This window comes from Chelatococcus reniformis, from assembly GCF_014640075.1.
GTDB classification, from domain to species: Bacteria; Pseudomonadota; Alphaproteobacteria; order Rhizobiales; family Beijerinckiaceae; genus Camelimonas; species Camelimonas reniformis.
Genome location: NZ_BMGG01000010.1, coordinates 178,502 through 199,478, shown reverse-complemented (window position 1 = coordinate 199,478; position 20,977 = coordinate 178,502). Strand labels below are relative to the sequence as shown.

Sequence of the window (20,977 nt, the reverse complement as noted above, 5' to 3'; positions counted from 1 at the left end):
GATGATGGATGACCGGCGCAGGCCGGGACATGCCTCGGTCTGAACGCCGAAGCTCCGCCCGCACGCCGGCTGGACCCTCTCGGATACGCGGCAGCCAATCAAATCATTGACCGATCGTTCGGACTATGCTCAATCTGCAGCAACAGCAGTTTCCGGGCAAGAAAGCGGCGCCGCATGCAGCTCAGATCCGTCGCGCTCGACGACCGATACACGGCGCAGGACGGGGCCGTGGTCCTCAACGGCACGCAGGCCTTGCTCGTCGCCATGCTGCGCCAGCGGCGCCTCGATCGCCGCCGCGGCTACCGCACCGCCGGCTTTCTCAGCGGCTACCGCGGCTCGCCGCTCGCCAGCCTCGACAGCGAGGCGTGGCAAGCGGCCGGGCATCTCGCCCGCGAGGACATCCGCTTCGTGCCCGGCATCAACGAGGATCTGGCGCTCACCGCCGTCTGGGGCAGCCAGCAGGTGGCCCTGGACCCCAACGCAACGGTCGAAGGCGTGTTCGGCCTGTGGTACGGCAAAGGCGCCGGCCTCGACCGCTGCGGCGACGCCCTGCGCCATGCGCACGGTGCCGGCGCCTCGCGGCGCGGCGGCGTGCTGGTGGTGAGCGGCGACGACCATGCCCTGAAGTCGTCGAGCCAAGCCTATCACTCCGAGCCTACCTTCATCGACATGCAGATGCCGGTGCTCTACCCGGCAGACATTCAGGAGATGCTCGACTACGCCGGCCACGGCTGGGAGATGTCGCGCTATTCCGGCTGCTACGTCGGGCTCAAGGTCTTGGCCGAGCACGTGAACTCCACCGCTGTCGTCGATGTGGGCCTCCACCGGCTGACGGCCGCGGAGCCCGAGCCCCTGGGCCCGGTCAACGACCGCTGGATCCGCTGGCCGGACCCCTGGCCCGACGTCGAGCTGCGGCTGCTGGAGGTCAAGCTGCCGGCCGCCCTCGCCTACGCCCGGGCGAACGGCCTCAACCGCACCGTTGCCCGCGCCGCATCCCCCCGCCTGGCGATCGTCACGGCCGGCAAGTCGTATCTGGACCTCGTGCAGGCGCTGGGGCTGCTCCACCTCGACCTCGCCGCGGCGGCATCCCTCGGGATCTCCATCTACAAGATCGGCATGCCCTGGCCCGTCGACGAAGCGGCGCTGCGCGCCTTCTGCCGCGGCCATGCCACGGTGCTCGTCATCGAGGAGAAGCGGGATCTGCTCGAGGCCCAGGTGCGGACTGCCCTCTACGGACAGGACGAAGGCGCCGCCCCCGTCGTGCTCGGCCGCGCAAATCGCCGCGGTGAGCGGCAGTTTCCCATGGTGGGCGAGCTCGGCCCGCTGCCGATCCTGCGCGCACTGGCGCCTGAACTGTCGGCCCACCTCGATCCGGATCGCCGGCGCCTGCTCAACACGCTGCTGCTGCGAGCAGCCGAGCCGCGCCCGGCCGCGATCATGGCGCGGACGCCCTACTTCTGCTCCGGCTGCCCGCACAGCACGTCGACCAAGGTGCCGGACGGCAGCCGCGCGCTGGCCGGCGTCGGCTGCCACTTCATGGCGACCGGCATGGAGCGCCATACGGAGACCTTCACGCAGATGGGCGGCGAAGGCGTGCCCTGGATCGGCACCGCCCCGTTCACCCGGACGGGCCACGTCTTCGTCAACCTGGGCGAAGGCACCTATTTCCACTCGGGCAGCCTGGCCATCCGCGCTGCCCTCGCCGCCGGGGTCAACGTCACCTACAAGATCCTGTTCAACGACGCGATCGCCATGACCGGCGGCCAGCCGGTCGAGGGCGAGTTCTCCGTCCCCGTGCTGGTGCGCCAGCTCCAGGCGGAAGGGGTCCGGCGCATCGCCTTGGTCGCTGACGACCCCGCGCGCTACGCCGGCGTCGTCCTGCCCTCGGCGCTTGCCGTGAGGCCGCGCGAGGAGCTCGACCAGGTGCAGCGGGAGCTGCGCGAGGCGCCCGGCGTCAGCGTGCTGATTTACGACCAGGTCTGCGCCACCGAGAAGCGGCGGCGGCGCAAGCGCGGCACGATGGCCGAGGCACCCCGGCGCGTCGTCATCAACGAGCGGGTCTGCGAAGGCTGCGGCGATTGCTCGGCCAAGTCCAACTGCCTGTCGGTGGTGCCCGTCGAGACGGAGTTCGGCCGCAAGCGCGCCATTGACCAGACCAGCTGCAACCAGGACCTGTCGTGCGTCGAGGGCTTCTGCCCGAGCTTCGTCACCGTCGAAGGCGGCCTGCGCAAGCGCGAGCCGGCGCCGCTGCCGAGCGGCGATCTGCCAGAGCCGCCGCCCCTGGCGATCCGCCCCGGCGCGACCTACGACATCGTCATCGCGGGCGTCGGCGGCACCGGCATCGTCACGGTGGGCGCCATCCTCGGCATGGCGGCACATCTGGAGGGCAAGCCCTTCACCATCCATGACAAGCTCGGCATGGCGCAGAAATACGGCGCCGTGAACAGCCACGTGCGCATCGCCGGGAGCCCCGAGGCGCTCGGCAGCGTCCGCATCGCCGAACGCCAGGCCCGGCTGATGATCGGCGGGGATCTCGGCGTCTGCGCCGATCCCACGCTGCTCGGCCTCCTGGACCGCGAGTCGGCGCGCGCCGTCATCTGCACCGAACAGGCCGTCGACGGCCGCTTCACGCGCGATCCCGACCTCGACTTCGCCACCCCCCGGCTCAAGGCGGCTGTCGCCGATGTGCTGGACGAGCGCGCCGACCTGCTGGCCGCCCGGGCCATCGCCCGCGCGCAGCTCGGCGACGAGATCGGGGCCGGCCTGCTCATGGTCGGCTACGCCTGGCAAAAGGGCCTCCTGCCCCTCTCCGAGGCCGCCATCCTGAAGGCGATCGAGCTGAACGGCGCGGCCGTCGGGCTCAATCGGCGCGCCTTCGCCCTCGGTCGCCACTACGCCGCCTGGCCCACCGCCGTCGCCGAGCCGGAGGCAGCCGGGGCGCCACGATGGGACGAGGTGATGAACCGCCGCACCGCCCTCCTCGCCGCCTACCAGGACGACGCCTATGCGGCGCGCTATCGGCGCCAGGTCGAGGCCGTGGCCGTAGCCGAAAGGATGGCGATCGGCGCGGCGGGAGATCTGGCGCACGCGGTCGCCCTTAACCTGGCGAAGCTGATGGCCTACAAGGACGAGTACGAGGTGGCCCGGCTCTACACCGACGGTGTCTTCCGGACGCAGGTGGACGAGCAGTTCGGGCCCGGGACCAAGCTCGCCTTCCACCTCGCATCGCCCATCCTCGCCCGCCGCGACCCCGTCACGGGGCTGCCGCTCAAGCGGCGCATTGGTCCGTGGATCCTGCCTGTCCTTCGCCTCCTGGCACGCCTGCGGCCGCTGCGCGGCACGCCTCTGGACGTTTTCGGCTATCACCCCGACCGCCGCGAGGAGCGGGCGCTGATCGCGCAATACGAGACGGACATGGCGGCGGCGGCCGGTGCGCTGACCGCGGAGAACCACGCCGCCGCCGTCGTCCTGGCCCGGCTGCCGGAGACGATCCGCGGCTATGGTCACGTGAAGAAGCGCAGCATCGACGCAGCCGCGGCGAAGCGGCTCGATCTGCTGGCACGCATCAAGGATGAGCGTGCAACGCCGGCCGTTGCCGCCGAGTAAATCGCTAGCGACGCCCGCCATCGAAGCCCATCTCCACGCCATGGCCGGGCCTGACCCGGCCCATCCATCCACTTTGAACAAGACAAGAAGTGCAATTCTGAGAGCCTCACCCTTTTATTCGATGAATGGCCGGCTCAAGCCCGGCTATGACGCCCTTGACTTGGGCGCAGCAACGTAACGGACCAAGCATGGCCAGGATTACCTACCGCTCCAGCTTCGGCGAGGCGATCGTCGTCGACGTCGCGCCGGGTCTGACGCTGATGGAAGGCGGCCGCAACAACGGCGTGGCCGGCATTCTGGCCGATTGCGGCGGCGCCTGCGCGTGTTCCACCTGCCATGTGTACGTGGACGAGGCGTGGATCGGCCACCTGCCGCCGAAGGGCGAGCTCGAGGCGAGCATGCTCGAATTTGCCTTGGACGTGGACGAACGCCGCTCACGACTGTCTTGCCGGATCGAGGTTACCTCCGAATTAGACGGACTTTTGGTCGATGTACCCGAGCGGCAGGTTTGATGCGATCGATTCCACGGCAACGGCATTGCCGTGCCGTTCGCGGCCCGCCCATGGCCGATTGACCATTTACTAGACCGAACGATTGGTCTATTAATTACGAGCTGAGGCCGCATCGCCCAACCCCGGTGGGCGCCCGAAGGATCGACCGCGCCGTTTCATCACTCGGGCCGGCAGCAGATCTGGGGCCGTATCACGTCGAATTCCCGCGTCGAACGCGAATGCTGCCACTGCCCGGCGCAAGACTCAGCAAACATAAGGTCATGTCCAAAGGACAGCACAGAGGGAGGACACAGTGAAAAGGCTTACTTTCTTGAGAAGGCTTATCTTCGGGCTCGCCGCTGCGACCGTCGTCGTCATGCCGGCGTGGGCGCAAGTCAAGGTCGGCATCATCGTCTCGGCCACCGGCCCCGCCGCGTCCGTCGGCATCACGCAGCAAAGGACGGCGGGCATACTTCCCAGCACGCTAGGCGGCCTGAAGGCGGACTATGTTCTGCTCGACGATGCCTCGGACACGTCGACCGCCGTCAAGCACGCCCAGAAGCTCATCACCGACGACAAGGTGGATGTCATCATCGGCCCGAGCCTCACGCCCAATTCGCTCGCTTTGCTCGATCTGGTCACCGACACCGGCACGCCGATGATCAGCCTGGCCGGCTCGGCACTCATCGTCAGTCCCGTCGACGCCAAGCGCCACTGGACCTTCAAGACGCCGCAGAGCGACGCCCAGATGGCGCGCATCGTCATCGATCATATGCAGCGTCAGGGCCTCAAGAGCGTCGCCTTCATCGGCTTCAGCGACGCCTACGGCGAAGGCTGGATCAAGGAGATGACCAAGCTCGCCCAGGCGGCCGGCATCGAGGTGGTCGCCTCCGAGCGCTATCAGCGCACCGACACCAGCGTCATCGGACCCATCCTCAAGATCATGTCGAAGCAACCACAGGCGGTGTTCATCGCCGCCTCGGGCACACCCGCCGCGCTGCCGCAAACCACGCTGGCGGAGCGGGGCTACAAGGGCGTCGTCTACCAAACGCACGGGGTCGCCAACAACGACTTCCTGCGGGTCGGCGGTGCGGCCCTGGCGGGCACCTTCGTGCCGGCCGGACCCGTCCTGGTCGCCGAGCAACTGCCCGACAGCCACGCGGCCAAGGCGCCTGCGCTCGACTTCATCCGCCGCTACGAGGCGTTGCCCGGCGCCGGTGCCCGCTCCACCTTCGCCGCCTATCTGTGGGACGCGCAGCTCATCCTCGACAAGGCCATCGCCGCCGCGAGCGCCAAGGCCACGCCAGGGACGCCGGCCTTCCGTGCCGCACTACGCGACGCCATCGAAAGCACCAGGGACGTCGCCGGACCGAACGGCGTCTACACGTTGTCGCCGACCGACCACCTCGGCCTCGACGAGCGCTCCGCCGTGATGACGCAGATCGTCGACGGCGGCTGGAAGCTCGTCAAGTAGAGACGGCGATGGATCGCTCGTCTCTGCTCGCCTCCCGTCATATCTCTTGGCATGGGGACGCCGAATGACCTTCGATATTGCCGCCGTCCTTTTTCAAGACGGCGTCGCCAATGGCGCGGTCTACGTCCTGCTGGCGACCGTCCTGGTGCTCGTCTTCACCGTCACCCGCATCGTCTTCGTGCCGCAGGGCGACCTCATCGCGTTCAGCGCGCTGACGCTCGCGGCCTTCGAGGCCGGGCACACCCCGGGCACGGTCTGGATCCTCGCCTTGGGCGCGGCCCTGGCACTGATCCTTGCCGGCGGCAAGGCGGCGGGCGAGCGCAACCTGGCGGGCCTCGCCTCCGCCGCGCTGTGGTTCGGCGCCGTCCCCGCCGCCATCGTGCTGACGGCGCTGTTCCTGGTGCCGAAGGAGGCGCCGTTGTTGTGGAAGATGGCGGTCACCTGCGCCCTGATCACCTGCCTGGGGCCCATTCTCTATCGTCTCGTCTTCGAGCCGATCGCCGCGGCCTCGCCGCTGGTGCTGCTGATCGCGGCAGTCGCCGCCCATTTCGGCCTCAGCAGCATCGGCCTGCACGTCTTCGGCGCCGAAGGTGTCCGCACGCCTGGATTTGCCGGTCCGCCCCTCGTTGTCGGCGATCTCGTGGTCACCCGCCAGACGGTGGGGGTGATCGCGAGCAGCCTCGTGCTCGTCGGCTTGCTCAGCCTGTTCTTCCGCCGCTCGCTCAGCGGCAAGGCGCTGCTCGCCGCCGCCCACAACCGGCGCGGCGCCGAGCTGATCGGCGTCAGCGCCACGGCCGCCGGCCGCACTGCCTTCATCGTCGCCGGCCTGATCGGCGCGATCTCGGGCATCCTCATCGGCCCGATGACGACGCTCTACTACGACTCGGGCTTCATTCTCGGCCTGAAGGGCTTCGTCGGGGCCATCGTCGGCGCGCTGGCGATCTATCCGCTCGCCGCCCTCGGCGCGCTGCTCGTCGGCCTCGTCGAGGCGTTCGCCTCCTTCTGGGCCAGCGCTTACCGGGACGTCATCGTCTTCACCCTGATCACCCCGGTCTTGTTCTGGCGCTCCCTCGCCAGCCCGCATGTGGAAGAGGAGGCGGAATGATGCGCCGGATCCTCGCCTGGGCGCCCCTGGGCGCGCTCGCCGTCGCCGCCATGGCGCCGCTGCTTCTCACGCCCTATCAGCTGACCGTCGCGACTTACATCATGCTGGCGGCCATCGTCTGCACCGGCCTCGTGCTCATGACCGGCGTCGCCGGGATGGTCTCCTTCGGGCAGGCGGCCTTCGTCGGCGTCGGCGCCTACGTGACCGCCGCGCTCTCCACCACGTTCGCCCTGTCACCCTGGATCGGCCTCGTCGCGGCGATCGCGAGCGCCGCTGTTCTCGCCGCGCTCATCGGGCTGATCACCGTGCGCATGAGCGGTCACTATCTGGCGCTCGCCACGCTCTGCTTCTGCATCAGTTTCTATTTCCTCGTCGGCAACGCGGAGTTGCTCGGCCGCTTCAACGGTATCACCGGCATCCCGCCGGTCACCGTCGGCGCCATCGCCCTGCGCAGCGAGGCGGCGGGCTTTGCGCTGGTGCTCGGCGCCCTTGCCCTGGTCATCTGGTGGACGCGACGGCTCCTTGCCTCCCGCACCGGCCGCGTGCTGCGCTCCCTACGCACCGGCACCGTCATCGCCGAGAGCTTCGGCGTCGACGGACAGCGCCACCGGCTCATCGCCTTCGTGGCCGCCGCCGTCACCGCGGCGCTGTCCGGCTGGCTCTATGCGCACGTGCAGCGCTTCGTCAATCCGACGCCGTTCGGGGTGCCGGCGAGCATCGACTATCTGTTCATGACCGTTATCGGCGGCAGCGGCCAGGTGTGGGGCGCGCTGCTCGGCGCCGCCCTGGTGACAACGGCCAAGCAGGAGCTTCAAGGGTTGCTGCAGCCGGTCTTCGGCGCCACCACGCGGCTCGACATGCTGGTCTTCGCCGCGCTGATGATCGTCATGCTGCACCGGGCGCGGCGGGGGCTCTGGCCGCTGCTGCAGGGTCTGATCAGCCTCCACCTGCCAGCCCCGCCCATAGTCGCGGGGATCGACCTGCCGAGCGGCCGGGCGAGGCCGACGCCCGGGCTGCCGGTCCTCGCCGCCAGCCACATGCGGCGCAGCTTCGGCGGCCTGGTGGCGGTGGACGACGTGAGCTTCGACGTGCGCGCCGGCGAGATCCTCGGCGTGCTCGGCCCCAACGGCGCCGGCAAGAGCACGCTCTTCAACCTGATCAGCGGCACCCTGCCGCGCAGCAGCGGCGAACTCAGCTTCCTCGGCCAGCCCCTGGCGAGCGTGGGCGCCCGCGACATGTGCCGGCGGGGCCTCGCACGCACCTTCCAGCACGTGAAGCTGGTGCCGGACATGAGCGCCCTGGAGAATGTCGCCATGGGCGCGACGCAACGCGGACATTGCGGCCTCGCCGCCGCCTCCCTCGGCCTCGACCGCGCCGAGGAGCGGCGGTTGCTCGGCTGGTCGCAGCATCTCCTGGCGCGCGTCGGCCTGGCCGACAAGGCCTGGGAGGCGGCCGGCTCGCTGCCGCTCGGCCACCAGCGACTGGTGGAGATCGCCCGCGCCCTCGCCGCCGACCCGGTGCTGCTGCTGCTCGACGAGCCGGCCGCCGGCCTGCGCGCCAACGAGAAGACCGACCTCGCCCGCCTGTTGCTCGAGCTCCGCGCCGACGGCCTCGCCATCCTGCTCGTCGAGCACGACATGGAGTTCGTCTCCGAGCTCGCCGACCGGCTGATGGTGATGAATTTCGGCCGCCTCATCGCTTGCGGGCAGCCGGGCGAGGTGCGCGCCAACGTGGAGGTGCAGGAAGCCTATCTCGGAGTGGCGGCGTGAGCATTCTCCTCGATCTCGAGCGGCTGTCGGTCCGCTATAATCGCCTCACTGCGCTCAGCGACGTCAGCCTCGAGGCGCGGGCGGGCGAGGTTACCACGGTGATCGGCCCCAACGGCGCCGGCAAGACCTCGCTGGTCAACGCCGTGATGGGCCTCATCCCGTCGCGCGGGCGCGTCACCTTTCCCCTTTGGCCCAAGGCCGCGCTGTCGACCGGAGCGCGGGTGCGCGCCCGCATCTGCCTGGTGCCGGAGACCCGCGACCTCTTCGGGCCCATGACGGTGCTGGACAATCTCAGGCTCGGGGCCTTTGTCGCCCGCTCCGAGCGGGGCTTCGACATGGAGGCGCGCCTGGCGGAGGTGGCCCGCCTGTTTCCGCGGCTCGATGAGCGCCGCCATCAACAGGCCCAGACGCTGAGCGGCGGCGAGCGGCAGATGCTGGCGCTGGGCCGGGCGCTGATGCTGCGCCCGCGCTTCCTCATGCTCGACGAGCCGAGCCTCGGGCTCGCGCCCCTCGTCGTCGCTGAGATCTTCCGCGTCATCGAGCAGCTCAAGCGCGACGGCGTGGCGATCCTGCTCATCGAGCAGAACGCCCGTGCCGCTCTTCGGGTCGCCGACCACGCCTATGTGCTGGAGGGTGGCGAGGTGCAATTGCAGGGTTCCGCGGCCACCGTCATGGCGGACGCGCGCGTCGTCGGCGCCTATCTCGGCATGGGACGCACGGGGGGTGCGCAAGGCCCGGTCGCGGAGCCGCCCGAGCGGATCGAAGGAGGTCTTGCCTCGGGCAGCGAGGCGTCCCGTCCGGCCCGGGATGCCGGCGTGCACCATGCCCGGACGCGGCCCGCGATCGGAGCCGCGTCATGAACGGTGCTGCTCCTGCCGCGCTGGCCCAGCTGGCCGAGCGTTTCGGAGACACCCTGTCGACGGCCATGGCCGTGCGCCGGCACCACGCCGAGGGTGTCACCTGGCACGCCACCCGGCCGCCCGACGCCGTGCTGTTCGCCACCTCGACGCGCGACGTTTCCGACGCGCTGACGATCTGCCACACCCACCGTTGCCCGGTCATTCCGTTCGGCACGGGCACGTCGACGGAAGGCCAGATCAGTGCCGAGCGCGGCGGCCTCACCATTGATCTCTCGCGCATGACGCAGGTGCTGCGCATCTCGCCCGATGATCTCGATTGCACGGTCGAGGCCGGTATCACCCGCAAGGCCTTGAATGCAGCCCTGCGCGACACCGGCCTGTTCTTCCCCATCGATCCCGGCGCCGATGCCTCGCTCGGCGGCATGGCGTCCACCCGCGCCTCCGGCACCAATGCCGTCCGCTACGGCACCATGCGCGACGTGGTGATGTCGCTCACCGTCGTGCTGGCCAACGGCGACGTCATCGAGACCGGCAGCCGCGCTCGCAAATCGGCGGCGGGGTACGATCTGACCCGGCTGTTCGTCGGCGCCGAGGGCACCCTCGGCGTCATCACCGAGGTGACATTGCGGCTGGCGCCGATCCCCGAGCACATCGGTGCCGCCGTCTGCACCTTCCCGAGCGTCGACGCCGCCGTCTCGGCGGTGGTCGCCGCCATCCAGAGCGCCATCCCCGTAGCTCGCGCCGAGTTGCTCGATGCCTTGCAGATCAGCGCCTGCAACCGCTACTCCAAGCTCCAACTCGCCGAGCGGCCGACCCTGTTCCTGGAGTTCCACGGCACGCCGGCCGGTGTCGACGAGCAGGTAAGCCGCATGGGGACCATTGCCGCGGAGCACGGCGGCGGCGCCTTCCAATGGGCGACGGCGGCGGAGGAGCGCAGCCGCCTCTGGCAGGCGCGCCACGATGTCTGGTGGGCGGCGCTGGCCCTGCGCCCGGGCGCGAAGGGCCTGCCCACCGACATCTGCGTCCCCATCTCCGAGCTGCCGCGCGTCATCGCCGAGACCGGACGAGATGTGACCGAGCTGGGGCTGATCGCGCCGCTCTGCGGCCATGTGGGCGACGGCAACTTCCACCTGTGCGTCCTGGCCGATCCGGCTGACGACGATGAGCGTGGCCGCATTGCCGAACTCGGCCGGCGCATGGTGGCGCGTGCCCATGCGGTGGGTGGCACCTGCACCGGCGAGCACGGCATCGGCACCGGCAAGATGAAGGACCTTGTGGCCGAGCGCGGCCCGGCCATGGCGACGCTCGCCGCGCTCAAGCGCGCGCTCGATCCGCGCGGCATCATGAACCCCGGCAAGGTGCTGCGCGTTGACGCCTATCGGCCCTACGACTGAGCTGCCGATGCGCATCGCCGACCATGCCTCGATCCCCGACTTCCGCGAGAGCGCCCGACGCGCCCTGCCGCGCATGGTGTTCGATTTCATCGACGGCGGTTCGGGTTCGGAAGCCACCCTCCGCCACAACCGCGCCGCTCTGGATGCCTGGCACCTGCTGGCCCGAGCTCCGGTCGACGTCGCCGTACGCGGTACTGGGGTCCAGCTGTTCGGCGCCCCCAGCGCCGCGCCGTTCGTCATCGGCCCCACCGGCCTCGCCGGCGTCGCGCGCCCGGGCGCCGAGATCGACCTGGCGCGCGCCGCCGCCGCCTTCGGGGTGCCCTTCGTGATGAGCACCGCCGCCGCCGTCCCCCTCAAGGACGTGGCTCGTGCTAGTGCCGGCCGCCGCTGGTTCCAGCTCTATTTGCTGCGCGACCGGGCGCTCACGCGCCAGCTCCTCGACCAGGTCGCCGACCTCGGCTTCGAGCTGGTCGAGGTCACCGTCGATTGCGCCGTGCCCGGGACACGGCTGCGCGACAACAAGAACGGCTTTTCGCTACCGTTCACCTGGACGCCGCGCAAGCTCGCCTCGGTGGCCGCGCATCCACGCTGGGCGTTCGCCATGGCCCGCCACGGCATGCCGCAGCTCGCCATCGTCGCCTCTCTGCTGGCCGGGCACGCGCGCACCGCGACCATCGCCGAGACCATGGGCACCCTGCTGAATGCAGCGGTCACCTGGGACGACATCGCCTGGCTGCGCGACCACTGGCGCGGCAAGCTGGTGGTCAAGGGCCTGATCGATCCGGCCGATGCGCGCGAAGCGGCGCGGCGTGGCTTCGACGGCATCGTCGTCTCCAACCACGGTGGCCGGCAGCTCGACGGCGCCGCGGCCGCCATCGACCTGCTGCCGGAGATATCGGATGCCGTCGGCGGCAATCTGACGGTGCTCGTCGACAGTGGCTTCCGCAGCGGCACCGACGTGGCCAAGGCAATGGCGCTGGGCGCCCAGGCCGTCCAGCTCGGCCGCAGCACGCTCTATGCGGCGGCGGCCGGCGGCGAGGCCGGCGTCGCACAGGCGCTAGCAATCCTGCGCGCCGAGCTCGATACCGCGATGGCGCTGCTCGGGGCGGCGCAGCCCTATGCCATCGGCCGCGACCGTGTGCGCCGCGCGCCATGAGGGATGTGGCATGTCGCTGATCATCCGCTGCCTTTACCGTCCCGGAGGCGCCGAGGCGCGGCTCGCCATCCGCGACGTCCACCTGGAGTACATGATCGGGCAGCGCGACCGGCTGGAGCAGGGCGGCGCGCTCCTGGCGCGCGACGGGGCCACGGTAATCGGCATGTTCGTGACGTTGAAGGGCTGCGATCACGTCGACGCCGAGGCGTTCCTCGCCGCCGAGCCCTATGCGCGCGCCGGCCTGTTCGAGACGACCACCATCGAGGCCCTCGATCGCTTCGTGCCGCATGACGACCCGCTGTTCCTGGAGACGATGCTGCTCGATGCGCGCCGCCTCAAGGCGCTTAGCGGCGCGCCTGGTCGCGATCCTCGTCGCCACCCTGAGTGATGAGGCGGGCGGCGCGCTGGTTGCGCGCGTGGATCCATAGCCAGCTGATGGCCACCGCAAGGCGCGTGCGCACACTGATCAGGAAATAGATGTGGGCGATGCCCCAGATCCACCAGGCGAGGGCGCCGCGCAGCTTGATCCAACCGAAGTCGATGACGGCGCGGTGCTTGCCGATCTGCGCCAGGCTGCCCTGGTGCCTGTAGCGAAACGGCGGCGGCGCCTTCGCGCCGCCGAGCCGCGCCTTGATCACGGCGGCGACATAGCGGCCACCCTGCTTGGCGGCCGGCGCGATGCCAGGCACGGGCTTGCCGTCCGGACCGGCGACCATGGCGGTGTCGCCGACGGCGAAGATGTCGGGATGGCCCGGCACCGTCAGGTCCGGCTCGACCAGCAGCCGGCCGGCGCGATCCGCCGGCGCCCCAAGCCACTCGGCGGCGGGCGAGGCCATCACGCCGGCGGCCCAGATGATGGTCTTGGCCGGCAGCGTCCGCTCGCCGTAAACGACCCCTTCGTCCGAGCAGGCCGACACGGCCCGCCCGAGCTCAACCTCGACGCCCAGCGCCTCGAGCGAGCGCCGGGCGTAGTCGGAAAGGTCGTCCGGGTAGCCGGCAAGGACGCGCGGGCCCGCCTCGATGAGGAGGACGCGCGCCTCCTGGGTGTCGATGTTGCGGAAGTCCCGCGGCAGCGTGTCCCTCGCCAGCTCGGCGATCGTGCCGGCCAGCTCCACTCCCGTCGGGCCGGCGCCGACCACGACGAAGGTCAGGAGCGCCCTCCGCCGCGCGGGATCGGCCTCGCGCTCGGCGCGCTCGAAGGCGAGGAGGATGCGCCGCCGGACGGTCGTGGCGTCCTCGATGGTCTTGAGGCCGGGGGCCACTGGCTCCCAGTCGTCGTGGCCGAAATAGGCATGGCGGGCGCCGGTGGCCAGGACCAGGGTGTCGTAGGGCACCGTCTGGCCGCCGTCGAGCTTCACCTCGTGGGCCTCGGCGTCGATGCCGACGACGGTCGCCAGCAGGGTGGTGATCTCCGGGCGGTTGCGCAGGATGGCCCGGATCGGCCAGGCGATCTCCGAGGTGGCCAGCGACGCGGTCGCCACCTGGTAGAGCAGCGGCTGGAAGATGTGGTGGTTGCGCTGATCGACGAGGCAGATGGAGACGGGTGCGCCGGAAAGGCCGCGAGCCGCCTCCAGGCCGCCGAAGCCGCCGCCGACAATGACGACCCGGTGCAGGCCGGTGGCTGCCGGCAGCGGCACGCGGCCCGCCGCCGCGCCCGAGTGACTGCGCCACACCGTTGGAGTCGTCGACATGCCGCCGTCCTCACACGCGCGATGTGCGCGCTCTGCCGCGATCCCGACACCCTCGCGGTGACGCCGATCCCGAAAGGGCTCGCGTCCCCCCAACTGTATCTCAAAACCGCCCCCTGCACCCGTCTCGCGCGGCGATCGAACCCGCACGACCTGCGGCCACGGACGCGCCGCCCCGCCGGAACGGTCAACCACATTGGGCGTCCCGGCCATAACGGCCGTATGCGGCCGGGCGTACGCCGTAGGGATCATTTGATCAGATTGGGAGACCCTACGCATGGACTTCGCATTGTCGCGCGCGCAGCAGGAGATCAAGGACCGCGCCGCCCTCTTCGTCGACGAGGTCTGCCGGCCGCTGGAGGACAGCTGGGGCGTCGACGACTACCAGGTGCCGACCGACGTCTTCATGGGCGTCGTCGCCAAGTTCCGCGAATACGGCTTCCGCGGTCTCGCGGTGCCGAAGGAGGCCGGCGGCCAGGGGCTCGGCACCATCGCCAAATGCCTGGTCTACGAGGAGATCGTGAAGTCGCCGGTGATGCACGGGCTGCTCGCCACGTGGTCGGGCTTCCTCGACCCCCACCCGGCCCTGCACACCGCCCCGGAGTGGCAGCGCGAGGCCTATCTCTATCCCATCCTCAAGGAGGACAAGTTCTACCACATCAACATCTCCGAGCCCGGCGCCGGCTCGGATGCGGCCGGCATCCGCACGACGGCGGTGCGCGACGGCGACACCTACGTCATTAACGGCATCAAGCGCTGGGCGCCGCCGCCGAACCACCCCGGCATCACGCCCAAGTATCTGCTCTGCTACGCCGTGACCGATCCGGGCAAGGGCTACGAGGGCATCAGCCTGTTTCTGGTGGACTATCCCAATCCAGGCGTCTCGGTGATCCGCGAATACGAGACGATGGCGCCAGGCACCTATCTCGGCCGCAGTTGCGACTATGAATACAAGAATTGTGTGGTGCCGGCCCGCAACCTCCTCGGCGAGGAGGGCATGGGCTTTCGCTACATGATGGACCAGCTCAACCGTAATCGCACCGTGATCGGCGCCCGGCTGACCGGCACGGCCCGGTGGGCCCAGGCCCAGGCCGTGGCGCGGGCGCGCGAGCGCGAGACCTTCGGCGCGCCGCTCGCCGACCGGCAGGCGATCCAGTGGATGCTGGCGGAATCGGAGATGGACCTCGAGCAGGCCCACCTCATGGTCTACAAGACCGCCTGGATGCTGGACCAGGGGCTCGATGCCCGCAAGGAGGCGGCGATGGTCAAGTGCTTCGCCCCGCTGGCGGCCTGCCGGGTCATCGACCGGGCGATCCAGGTGCACGGCGGCCTGGGCGTCCTCCGCGACAGCCGCTTCGGCCAGCTCTACTTCCAGAGCCGCATCGCGCAGGTGGCCGAGGGCACGACCGAGATGATGAAGCTCACGGTCGCGCGCGAAGTCCTGAAGGCGTATCGGTAGGATCGCGCCGAAGGGCGCCAAATTTTAGGTTTGCAGTATGAGAGCCAGATGAGAGTTCCTTGAAACCTCATCTGGCTCCCGGTCTTTGTTTGACGATGGCTCATCGCAACGCGTCGTGTCCCTAAGTGGATGGATGGCCGGGTCAAACCCGGCCATGACGCGGCGGGGACGGACAAGCCATCACTTTCCACGACATGGTCGGCCATGCCGTCGAGAATACTGCTTTGCGCCTGCACATCGTCATGGCCGGGCTTGACCCGGCCATCCATCTAACTAAGACGACTTGTATTCCATCGTCGTCGACCGCCAAGCGCGACAGTCGAAGCAGCTTCGCGGGCAGCTCTACTTGTCGGCGCTGATCACCTCGCCGACCGGCACCCAGCGCTTGCCGTCGAACTGCACGATCTGCTCCTGGTTGATCGGCGTCGGCTGGGTGGCGCTGGTGTGGATGACGATGCCGGGCAGCAGCATCGGCAGCGCCAGCCCCCGGATGCTGCGCGCCTGCGCCATGAGGTTCTCGCGGGTCAGGTTGTCGCCGCACTGCTCGAGCACGTGCACGAAGGTCTGCGCCGTCGCGTAGCCGAATACGTTGTAGCTTTCGTGGACATTGGCATCCGGCATGTATGTCCTCATGAATGCCAGGTACTCCTTCATGCCCGCATCATTCTCCCAAGCCGGGTCGTTGGGATCCTTGCGGAAAGCGACCGAGATCACGCCCTTGGAATTGTCGAGGCCCGCGGGCTCGAGCACGCTGGCGATCGATCCCGAGGCGTCGCTCAGCAGGTGCAGGGCCGTCCACTTCGTCTCGGCGACGCGCCGGATCGCCTGAGCCGAGAATTTCGGGGTCGACAGGTCCAGGAACACGTCGGCGCCGGTGGCGCGCAGGATCTGGAGCTGGGAATCGACCGTGGGCTCGGTCAGCTCGTAACTCAGCTCCTTGACGATCATCGACGCCTTGTCGCCAAGGCCGTCGCGGAAGCCCTTGGCATAGTCGCGGCCGAAGTCGTCGTTCTGGTAGAGAACCGCGATCCGGGCCTGGGGCCGCTCCTTCAGGATATACTTGGCATAGATGACGCCCTTGGCGTGGTTGTTGGGCTGCCAACCCATGGACCACGGATAGGTCTGCGGCTCCGAGATCCGGTCCGCGCCGGTACCGAGGAACAGGGACGGCACCTTCTTGGCGTTCAGGTACTTCTGGATGGCGAAGTTAGTCGGCGTGCCGAAGGTGCCGACGATGGCGAAGACCTCGTCGCTCTCGACCAGCCGCCGCGTCTGCTCCACCGCCCGCGGCGGGCTGTAGCCGTCATCCAGCGAGATCAGGTTGATCTTGCGACCATTGACGCCCCCTTCGGCGTTGATCTTGGCGAAGTAGGCGCTCATCGCCTTGCCGATCGCGGAAAAGCTCGAGGCCGGGCCGCTATAGGGCATGGTCTGCCCGATCTTGACCTCGCTGTCCGTCACGCCGGGCCCGTAGGCCTTCTGCGCCTGGGCCTGGGTGGCCGTCGCCAGCACGAGCGCAAGCGCCCATCCGGCCCTGCCGAACGTCTTCATCTCTTCCTCCCCTCGTGCGGTAAGCCGCGCGGCCGCAGCACCGCGCGACGAATGCCACCGTGGCCCCGGGCGCCGCTCACGCGCGGTCCAAGTACCGCTGCTTCAGGACGTGCTTGAACAGCTTGCCGTTCTCGTGCCGCGGCAACTCGGGCTCGAAGTCGATGCTGCGCGGGCACTTCACGTGCGACAGCGTCTCCCGGCAGAAGGCACTCAGAGCGGAGGCCAGCTCGGGCGATGCCCGTGACGGATCCTTGAGCGCGACGACCGCCTTGACCTCCTCGCCGAACTCGCGGTTCGGCACACCGAAGACGGCCACGTCCGCGACGTCCTCGTGCAGCGCCAGACGGTTCTCGATCTCCGCCGGGTAGATATTGACGCCACCGGAGATGATCATGTGCGAGCGACGGTCGGTGAGGTAGAGAAACCCCTCTCCGTCGAGGTAGCCGACGTCGCCGATGGTGCTCCAGCCCGCGGCGTTGCGAGACCGCGCGGTCTTCTCCGGATCGTTGTGATAGACGAACTCCGGGCCGTCGAAGTAGACGTCGCCGACCTGGTTCGGCGCGAGCTCCCGCTGGTCCTCATCGAGAATATGCAGCCGGCCGACCACGGCGCGGCCGACCGAGCCCCGATGCGTGAGCCAGTCCGCCGTCGAGATGCAGGTGACGCCGTTGCGCTCGGAACCTGCGTAATATTCCCAGACGATCGGTCCCCACCAGGCGATCATCTGCTCCTTGATCTCGGGCGGGCACGGGGCCGCGGCGTGGATGGCGCAGCGGTGGGAGGCGAGGTCGTAGCGGCTGCGCACCTCGGGCGGCAGTGCCAGCAGCCGGAAGAACATGGTCGGCACCCACTGGCTGTGGGTGATCCGATAGCGCTCGACGGCAGCCAGGGCGGCCGGCGCGTCGAACTTGCGCATCACCACCACGGAGCCGCCCGATTCCAGCGTCCGCATGGTGAAGCGGAGCGGCGCCCCGTGGTAGAGCGGCGCCGTCGACAGATAAGCCATGTCCTGCACGAAGTCGAAGCTGTCGCGAACCCAGTCACCGGACGCCTGTGCCTGCCGATTATTGGTAAAGAGCGGCTGCCTGATGCCCTTCGGCTGCCCCGTCGTGCCGGAGGAATAGAAAAAATCCTTGCCGACGGGTCCCGCCGGCAACTCGGCATAGCGGTCGAAGTGCTCCAGAGCCGCCGCATAGTCACGGGCACCGGGCATCTCGCCGCGGACGGCATAGACGGTGCAGCCCGCCGGGTTGTCCGCGAGCAGCGCCGCCACGGCGTCGGCGTAGCGCTCGCTGGCAAACAGCGCGCGCGCGCCGCTGTCGCGCACGATGAAGGCGGCCTCTTCGGCTTTCAGGTGCGTGCTGATCGGCGTGTAGTAGAGCCCGCAGCGCCGGGCGCCCCAGACCAGCTCGAAATAGGCGAGGTCATTGTCGAGCAGAATGGCGACGCCGTCGCCGGGCGCGAGCCCAACCTCAAGCAGCAGCTGCGCGACGGCATTGGCGCGCCGGTCCAGCACGCCATAGGTCAGCAACTCGCCCGTATCGGCCAGAATGCAGGCAGGCTTGTCCGGGGCCTGGCGGGCCCATGAGTGCAAGGTCGGCATGGCGGTCTCGGCGGCAGGCGGCGACGCGGGTGGCCGCGCTCATGCCATCTCCATAACGAGCCGCCGGCAGGGGCCGAATGACCTCGACTGACAAATTCGTTGGCGATTTCTGCGCCGGCCGGGAGCCGCAGAACACAAAGAGCGTCAATCCGGCCAGATGCCGGGCGAGGTCGCGGCCCCGTCGTCGAAGGCAGCGAGGTAGTCGACGGCAATCGGCCGCCAGCGGGTCAGGCCTTTGTAGTCCACCAGGTCCGGCGGCAGGTCGCGCAGCACCCGATGCATGCGGCGCGCCCATTTGGGCACGGTGACGAGTTCCTCGAGCTTGATCAGGTAGCAGCGGATCGGAAAGACGATGGCGTTGGAGCGCGGCAGCCGCCAGAAGCTCTGAAGCTCGACGCGCAGGTGCACCTTGTCGCCGACGTTGTCGGCCGTGACCGAGCGGCGGTCGGGCCCCCATTTGGGGTAGGTCTCGGGGCTGGTGTCGAGCCGCGGGTTGACCGTCATGGTCCAGTTGAAGCGGCGCATGGGCTGGCCTTGCCCCAGGTTCAGCATGAACTTCAGCGCTCGGTCGAACACGCCCATCTCGTGGGCCCGCGGCACCGGCGCATGCCACTCCATGAAGTTCATGCCGAGGTCGAAATCGAGCGACCAGTCGGCCTGCGTGGTCACCATGCCCGCGTCCATCCACAGATTGCCGTCGCGCTGGTCGAGGATGCAGAAATCCCCCTGCGCCTGGCGCGTGATGTATTCCATCGGGCCATACGGCAGCGTCGACGCCGCGCCGAAAACGAAGGTGTCGTCGATGCCGAGCGGCCGATTGACCCAGCGCCAGCGCTTGCCGCTGCGGCGCAGCTCGAAATGCGCGGGATAGCCGGCCGCCAGCTGCTCCATCAGCAGCTCCAGCAGGTCCCAGCCGGCCAGCTCCATATGCGGCAGGGACTGCGAGCGCAGTGGATCCTCGGCGAGGACCAGCGCCCGGTCCTGCATCTCCGCCACATAGTGTTCGTCGACGTCGATGAGGCTCTCGTAGATGGTGCCGGGGTGCCCCTTCACATGCGGCTCGATGTTGACCGCGTACATGTAGTGGTCGCGATCGAACGGGAAGGGAAAACGGCGGATGCCCACCGCACTGTTGCTAAAGTTGTAGTCGTCGCGGAACGTCTCCCGGCGGAACGTGATGGTCATCGCGGCTCTCGGGCTTAGAGCGCTTCGCGATTGGGTGGATCCACCCAATCGCAGAAGAAGCGGTCTGGGTTCATGGAGCTAGAGGTCGAGGGTGAGAGAGCGGCCGGCGAAGCGTGAGACGCACGGCATGACCTTGCCGCCTGCCCCCCGCTCGGCCGCGCTGAGGTAGTGATCGGCGTGCAGCAGCGTGCCGTCGCATGCGAGCACCCGCGTCTCGCATTGGCCGCAGGCGCCGCCGCGACACAGCGAGGCCACTGGCGCGCCGGCGGCCTCCAGGGCTTCCAGCATCGACTGATCCGCGCCGACGTCGACGCGCCGGCCCGAGCGCGCGAGCCGGACCGCGAAGGGCAGCCCGCGCGCCGGCGCGGCGAAGCGCTCGCGGTGCAGGCTCTGCTCGGGCCAGCCGAGTGCCCGGGCCGACGCGAAGGCCTCGTCCATCAACGTCTCGGGCCCGCATACGTAGAGGTGCGTGCCGAGCGGCTGCTCGGCCAGGAGCGAGGCGCAGGCGAGCCGACGCCCCTGCGCCGAGAAGTGGGTGTGCACGGCGGGGCCGAAGCGCTCCAGGAGTTCGTCGGCGAAGGCGGCATGCTCCGGCGATCTCGCGGCGTAGTGCAGCTCAAACGGCTGCCCGTCCCGGGCGAACTGCTCCGCCATGGCCACCAGCGGCGTGATGCCGATGCCGCCGGCCAGCAGCAGGTGCTTGCGGGCGCGCCCGTCGATGGGGAACAGATTGGCCGGATGGGCGATGCGAAGCATCGTCCCCGGCGTCACGCGCTCGTGCATGTAGCGCGAGCCGCCGCGACCGTTGTCATGGCGCCGCACGCCGATGACGTAGCCCGTGGTGTCGGACGGCGACCCCATCAGCGAAAAGGCGTTGCGTCGACGGTGCGCGCCGTCCTGCATCTCGACGGCGATGTGGGCGCCGCCGGAGAAAGCCGGCAACCGGCCCCCGCTCTCCGGCTCCAGGCGAAAGCGCTTGACCAGGGGGGTCACCGCGGCGACCTCGCTCACCCGCACGGCGATCGACGGGGCGCTCACGTGAACACCTCCTCGGGGGTAGGGGCGCTGCCCGGCTCCTCCGCGTCGACGCAGACGCCCTGAAACGCCGCCAGGCGACGCGAATAGTGGTCGCGCACGAAGAGCATCAGGCCGCAGCCGGAACAGGCCACCGGCTGCGTGGTCACCTCATCGATGAAGGTCTTGCAGTGCGCGCACTGCACCCGCCGCGCCCTGGAGCCGCGGTGCTCGGTGGCGATGGCGCCGAGCTCGACGCCCGCGTCCAGGGCGACCTGCATGGCCTGGCCGATCGTTCCCTCTGTCCCGGCTACATAGAGGCGTGTGCCCATGCCCGCACCAGCAAGCACCTCGGCCAGACGCGACAGGGCAGCAGCCAGTCGGTCCGTTTCGTCGAGGACGGCCGGTGCGAGGGCGCGCAATGGCGCTCGCACCGCCATTGCGCCGGCTGCCGGCGCAGTGATGATGTGAGCACGCTCGAAAAACTCCGGCGGCGCCGCCCGGGCCAAGTCGACGATCGCCGCGGCCCCGTCGCCATCGGCCAGGAGGATATGCCGGGTACCCGGCTGCGGCGCCAGCGTGCCGTACACGGGCCGGCTTTTGATGCTCGTTTCAGGCATGG

The 20,977-nt window shown here is 69.3% G+C and carries 16 protein-coding genes; 10 read left to right on the top strand and 6 right to left on the bottom strand.

Annotation, left to right across the window (positions count from 1 at the left end; translation table 11 throughout):
* Positions 1-174: 174 nt before the first annotated feature.
* The 9 genes from IEW34_RS25485 to IEW34_RS25450 all read left to right on the top strand — a co-directional run bounded on the left by IEW34_RS25485 (position 175) and on the right by IEW34_RS25450 (position 12,243).
* The gene (locus IEW34_RS25485; RefSeq protein ID WP_188612045.1) at positions 175-3,606 is read left to right on the top strand and encodes an indolepyruvate ferredoxin oxidoreductase family protein; all 3,432 of its coding nucleotides are present in this window, start codon (positions 175-177) and stop codon (positions 3,604-3,606) included.
* 188 nt (positions 3,607-3,794) lie between these two features.
* A complete protein-coding gene (locus IEW34_RS25480; RefSeq protein WP_188612044.1) occupies positions 3,795-4,118 on the top strand; it encodes a 2Fe-2S iron-sulfur cluster-binding protein in 324 nt (107 codons plus the stop codon).
* 310 nt (positions 4,119-4,428) lie between these two features.
* Positions 4,429-5,571: an ABC transporter substrate-binding protein gene (locus IEW34_RS25475; protein WP_244642208.1), complete on the top strand. Its 1,143-nt coding sequence runs from the start codon at positions 4,429-4,431 to the stop codon at positions 5,569-5,571.
* Between the two features lie 64 nt (positions 5,572-5,635).
* Entirely contained in the window at positions 5,636-6,676 is a 1,041-nt protein-coding gene (locus IEW34_RS25470) for a branched-chain amino acid ABC transporter permease (RefSeq protein ID WP_188612043.1), read from the top strand.
* Positions 6,673-8,445 (top strand): branched-chain amino acid ABC transporter ATP-binding protein/permease, encoded by a 1,773-nt coding sequence (locus tag IEW34_RS25465; RefSeq protein ID WP_210324584.1) that lies wholly within the window; start codon positions 6,673-6,675, stop codon positions 8,443-8,445. Before IEW34_RS25470 ends, IEW34_RS25465 begins: the two co-directional genes overlap by 4 nt.
* Entirely contained in the window at positions 8,442-9,305 is an 864-nt protein-coding gene (locus tag IEW34_RS30370) for an ABC transporter ATP-binding protein (RefSeq protein WP_210324583.1), read from the top strand. The genes IEW34_RS25465 and IEW34_RS30370 overlap by 4 nt, the downstream gene beginning before the upstream one ends.
* Entirely contained in the window at positions 9,302-10,699 is a 1,398-nt protein-coding gene (locus IEW34_RS25460; RefSeq protein WP_188612042.1) for an FAD-binding oxidoreductase, read from the top strand. Before IEW34_RS30370 ends, IEW34_RS25460 begins: the two co-directional genes overlap by 4 nt.
* A 7-nt stretch (positions 10,700-10,706) precedes the next feature.
* Positions 10,707-11,855 carry an alpha-hydroxy acid oxidase gene (locus tag IEW34_RS25455; protein WP_188612041.1) on the top strand — a complete coding sequence of 383 codons (1,149 nt, stop codon included), beginning with the start codon at positions 10,707-10,709 and terminating at the stop codon, positions 11,853-11,855.
* Positions 11,856-11,865: 10 nt separating this feature from the next.
* Positions 11,866-12,243, top strand: a complete 378-nt coding sequence (locus tag IEW34_RS25450; protein ID WP_188612040.1) for a YciI family protein — start codon at positions 11,866-11,868, stop codon at positions 12,241-12,243.
* On the opposite strand, the gene IEW34_RS25445 is transcribed toward IEW34_RS25450, so the two are convergent.
* Positions 12,200-13,546: an NAD(P)/FAD-dependent oxidoreductase gene (locus IEW34_RS25445; RefSeq protein ID WP_188612039.1), complete on the bottom strand. Its 1,347-nt coding sequence runs from the start codon at positions 13,544-13,546 to the stop codon at positions 12,200-12,202. The genes IEW34_RS25450 and IEW34_RS25445 overlap by 44 nt on opposite strands.
* A gap of 274 nt (positions 13,547-13,820) precedes the next feature.
* Between IEW34_RS25445 and IEW34_RS25440 the strand changes: the two genes are divergently transcribed.
* Positions 13,821-15,002 (top strand): acyl-CoA dehydrogenase family protein, encoded by a 1,182-nt coding sequence (locus tag IEW34_RS25440; protein ID WP_188612038.1) that lies wholly within the window; start codon positions 13,821-13,823, stop codon positions 15,000-15,002.
* 342 nt (positions 15,003-15,344) lie between these two features.
* Here IEW34_RS25440 and IEW34_RS25435 read toward each other — a convergent pair whose 3' ends face one another.
* The 5 genes from IEW34_RS25435 to IEW34_RS25415 form a co-directional block, all read right to left on the bottom strand.
* Positions 15,345-16,553: an ABC transporter substrate-binding protein gene (locus IEW34_RS25435; RefSeq protein WP_188612037.1), complete on the bottom strand. Its 1,209-nt coding sequence runs from the start codon at positions 16,551-16,553 to the stop codon at positions 15,345-15,347.
* Positions 16,554-16,629: 76 nt separating this feature from the next.
* Positions 16,630-18,156 (bottom strand): acyl-CoA synthetase, encoded by a 1,527-nt coding sequence (locus tag IEW34_RS25430; protein ID WP_188612036.1) that lies wholly within the window; start codon positions 18,154-18,156, stop codon positions 16,630-16,632.
* Positions 18,157-18,300: 144 nt separating this feature from the next.
* Entirely contained in the window at positions 18,301-19,341 is a 1,041-nt protein-coding gene (locus IEW34_RS25425; protein WP_188612035.1) for a heme-dependent oxidative N-demethylase family protein, read from the bottom strand.
* A gap of 78 nt (positions 19,342-19,419) precedes the next feature.
* Positions 19,420-20,379 (bottom strand): PDR/VanB family oxidoreductase, encoded by a 960-nt coding sequence (locus IEW34_RS25420; protein WP_188612034.1) that lies wholly within the window; start codon positions 20,377-20,379, stop codon positions 19,420-19,422.
* On the bottom strand, positions 20,376-20,975 hold the full coding sequence (locus IEW34_RS25415) for a dimethylamine monooxygenase subunit DmmA family protein (RefSeq protein WP_188612033.1): 600 nt from the start codon (positions 20,973-20,975) through the stop codon (positions 20,376-20,378). Before IEW34_RS25415 ends, IEW34_RS25420 begins: the two co-directional genes overlap by 4 nt.
* Positions 20,976-20,977: the final 2 nt, after the last annotated feature.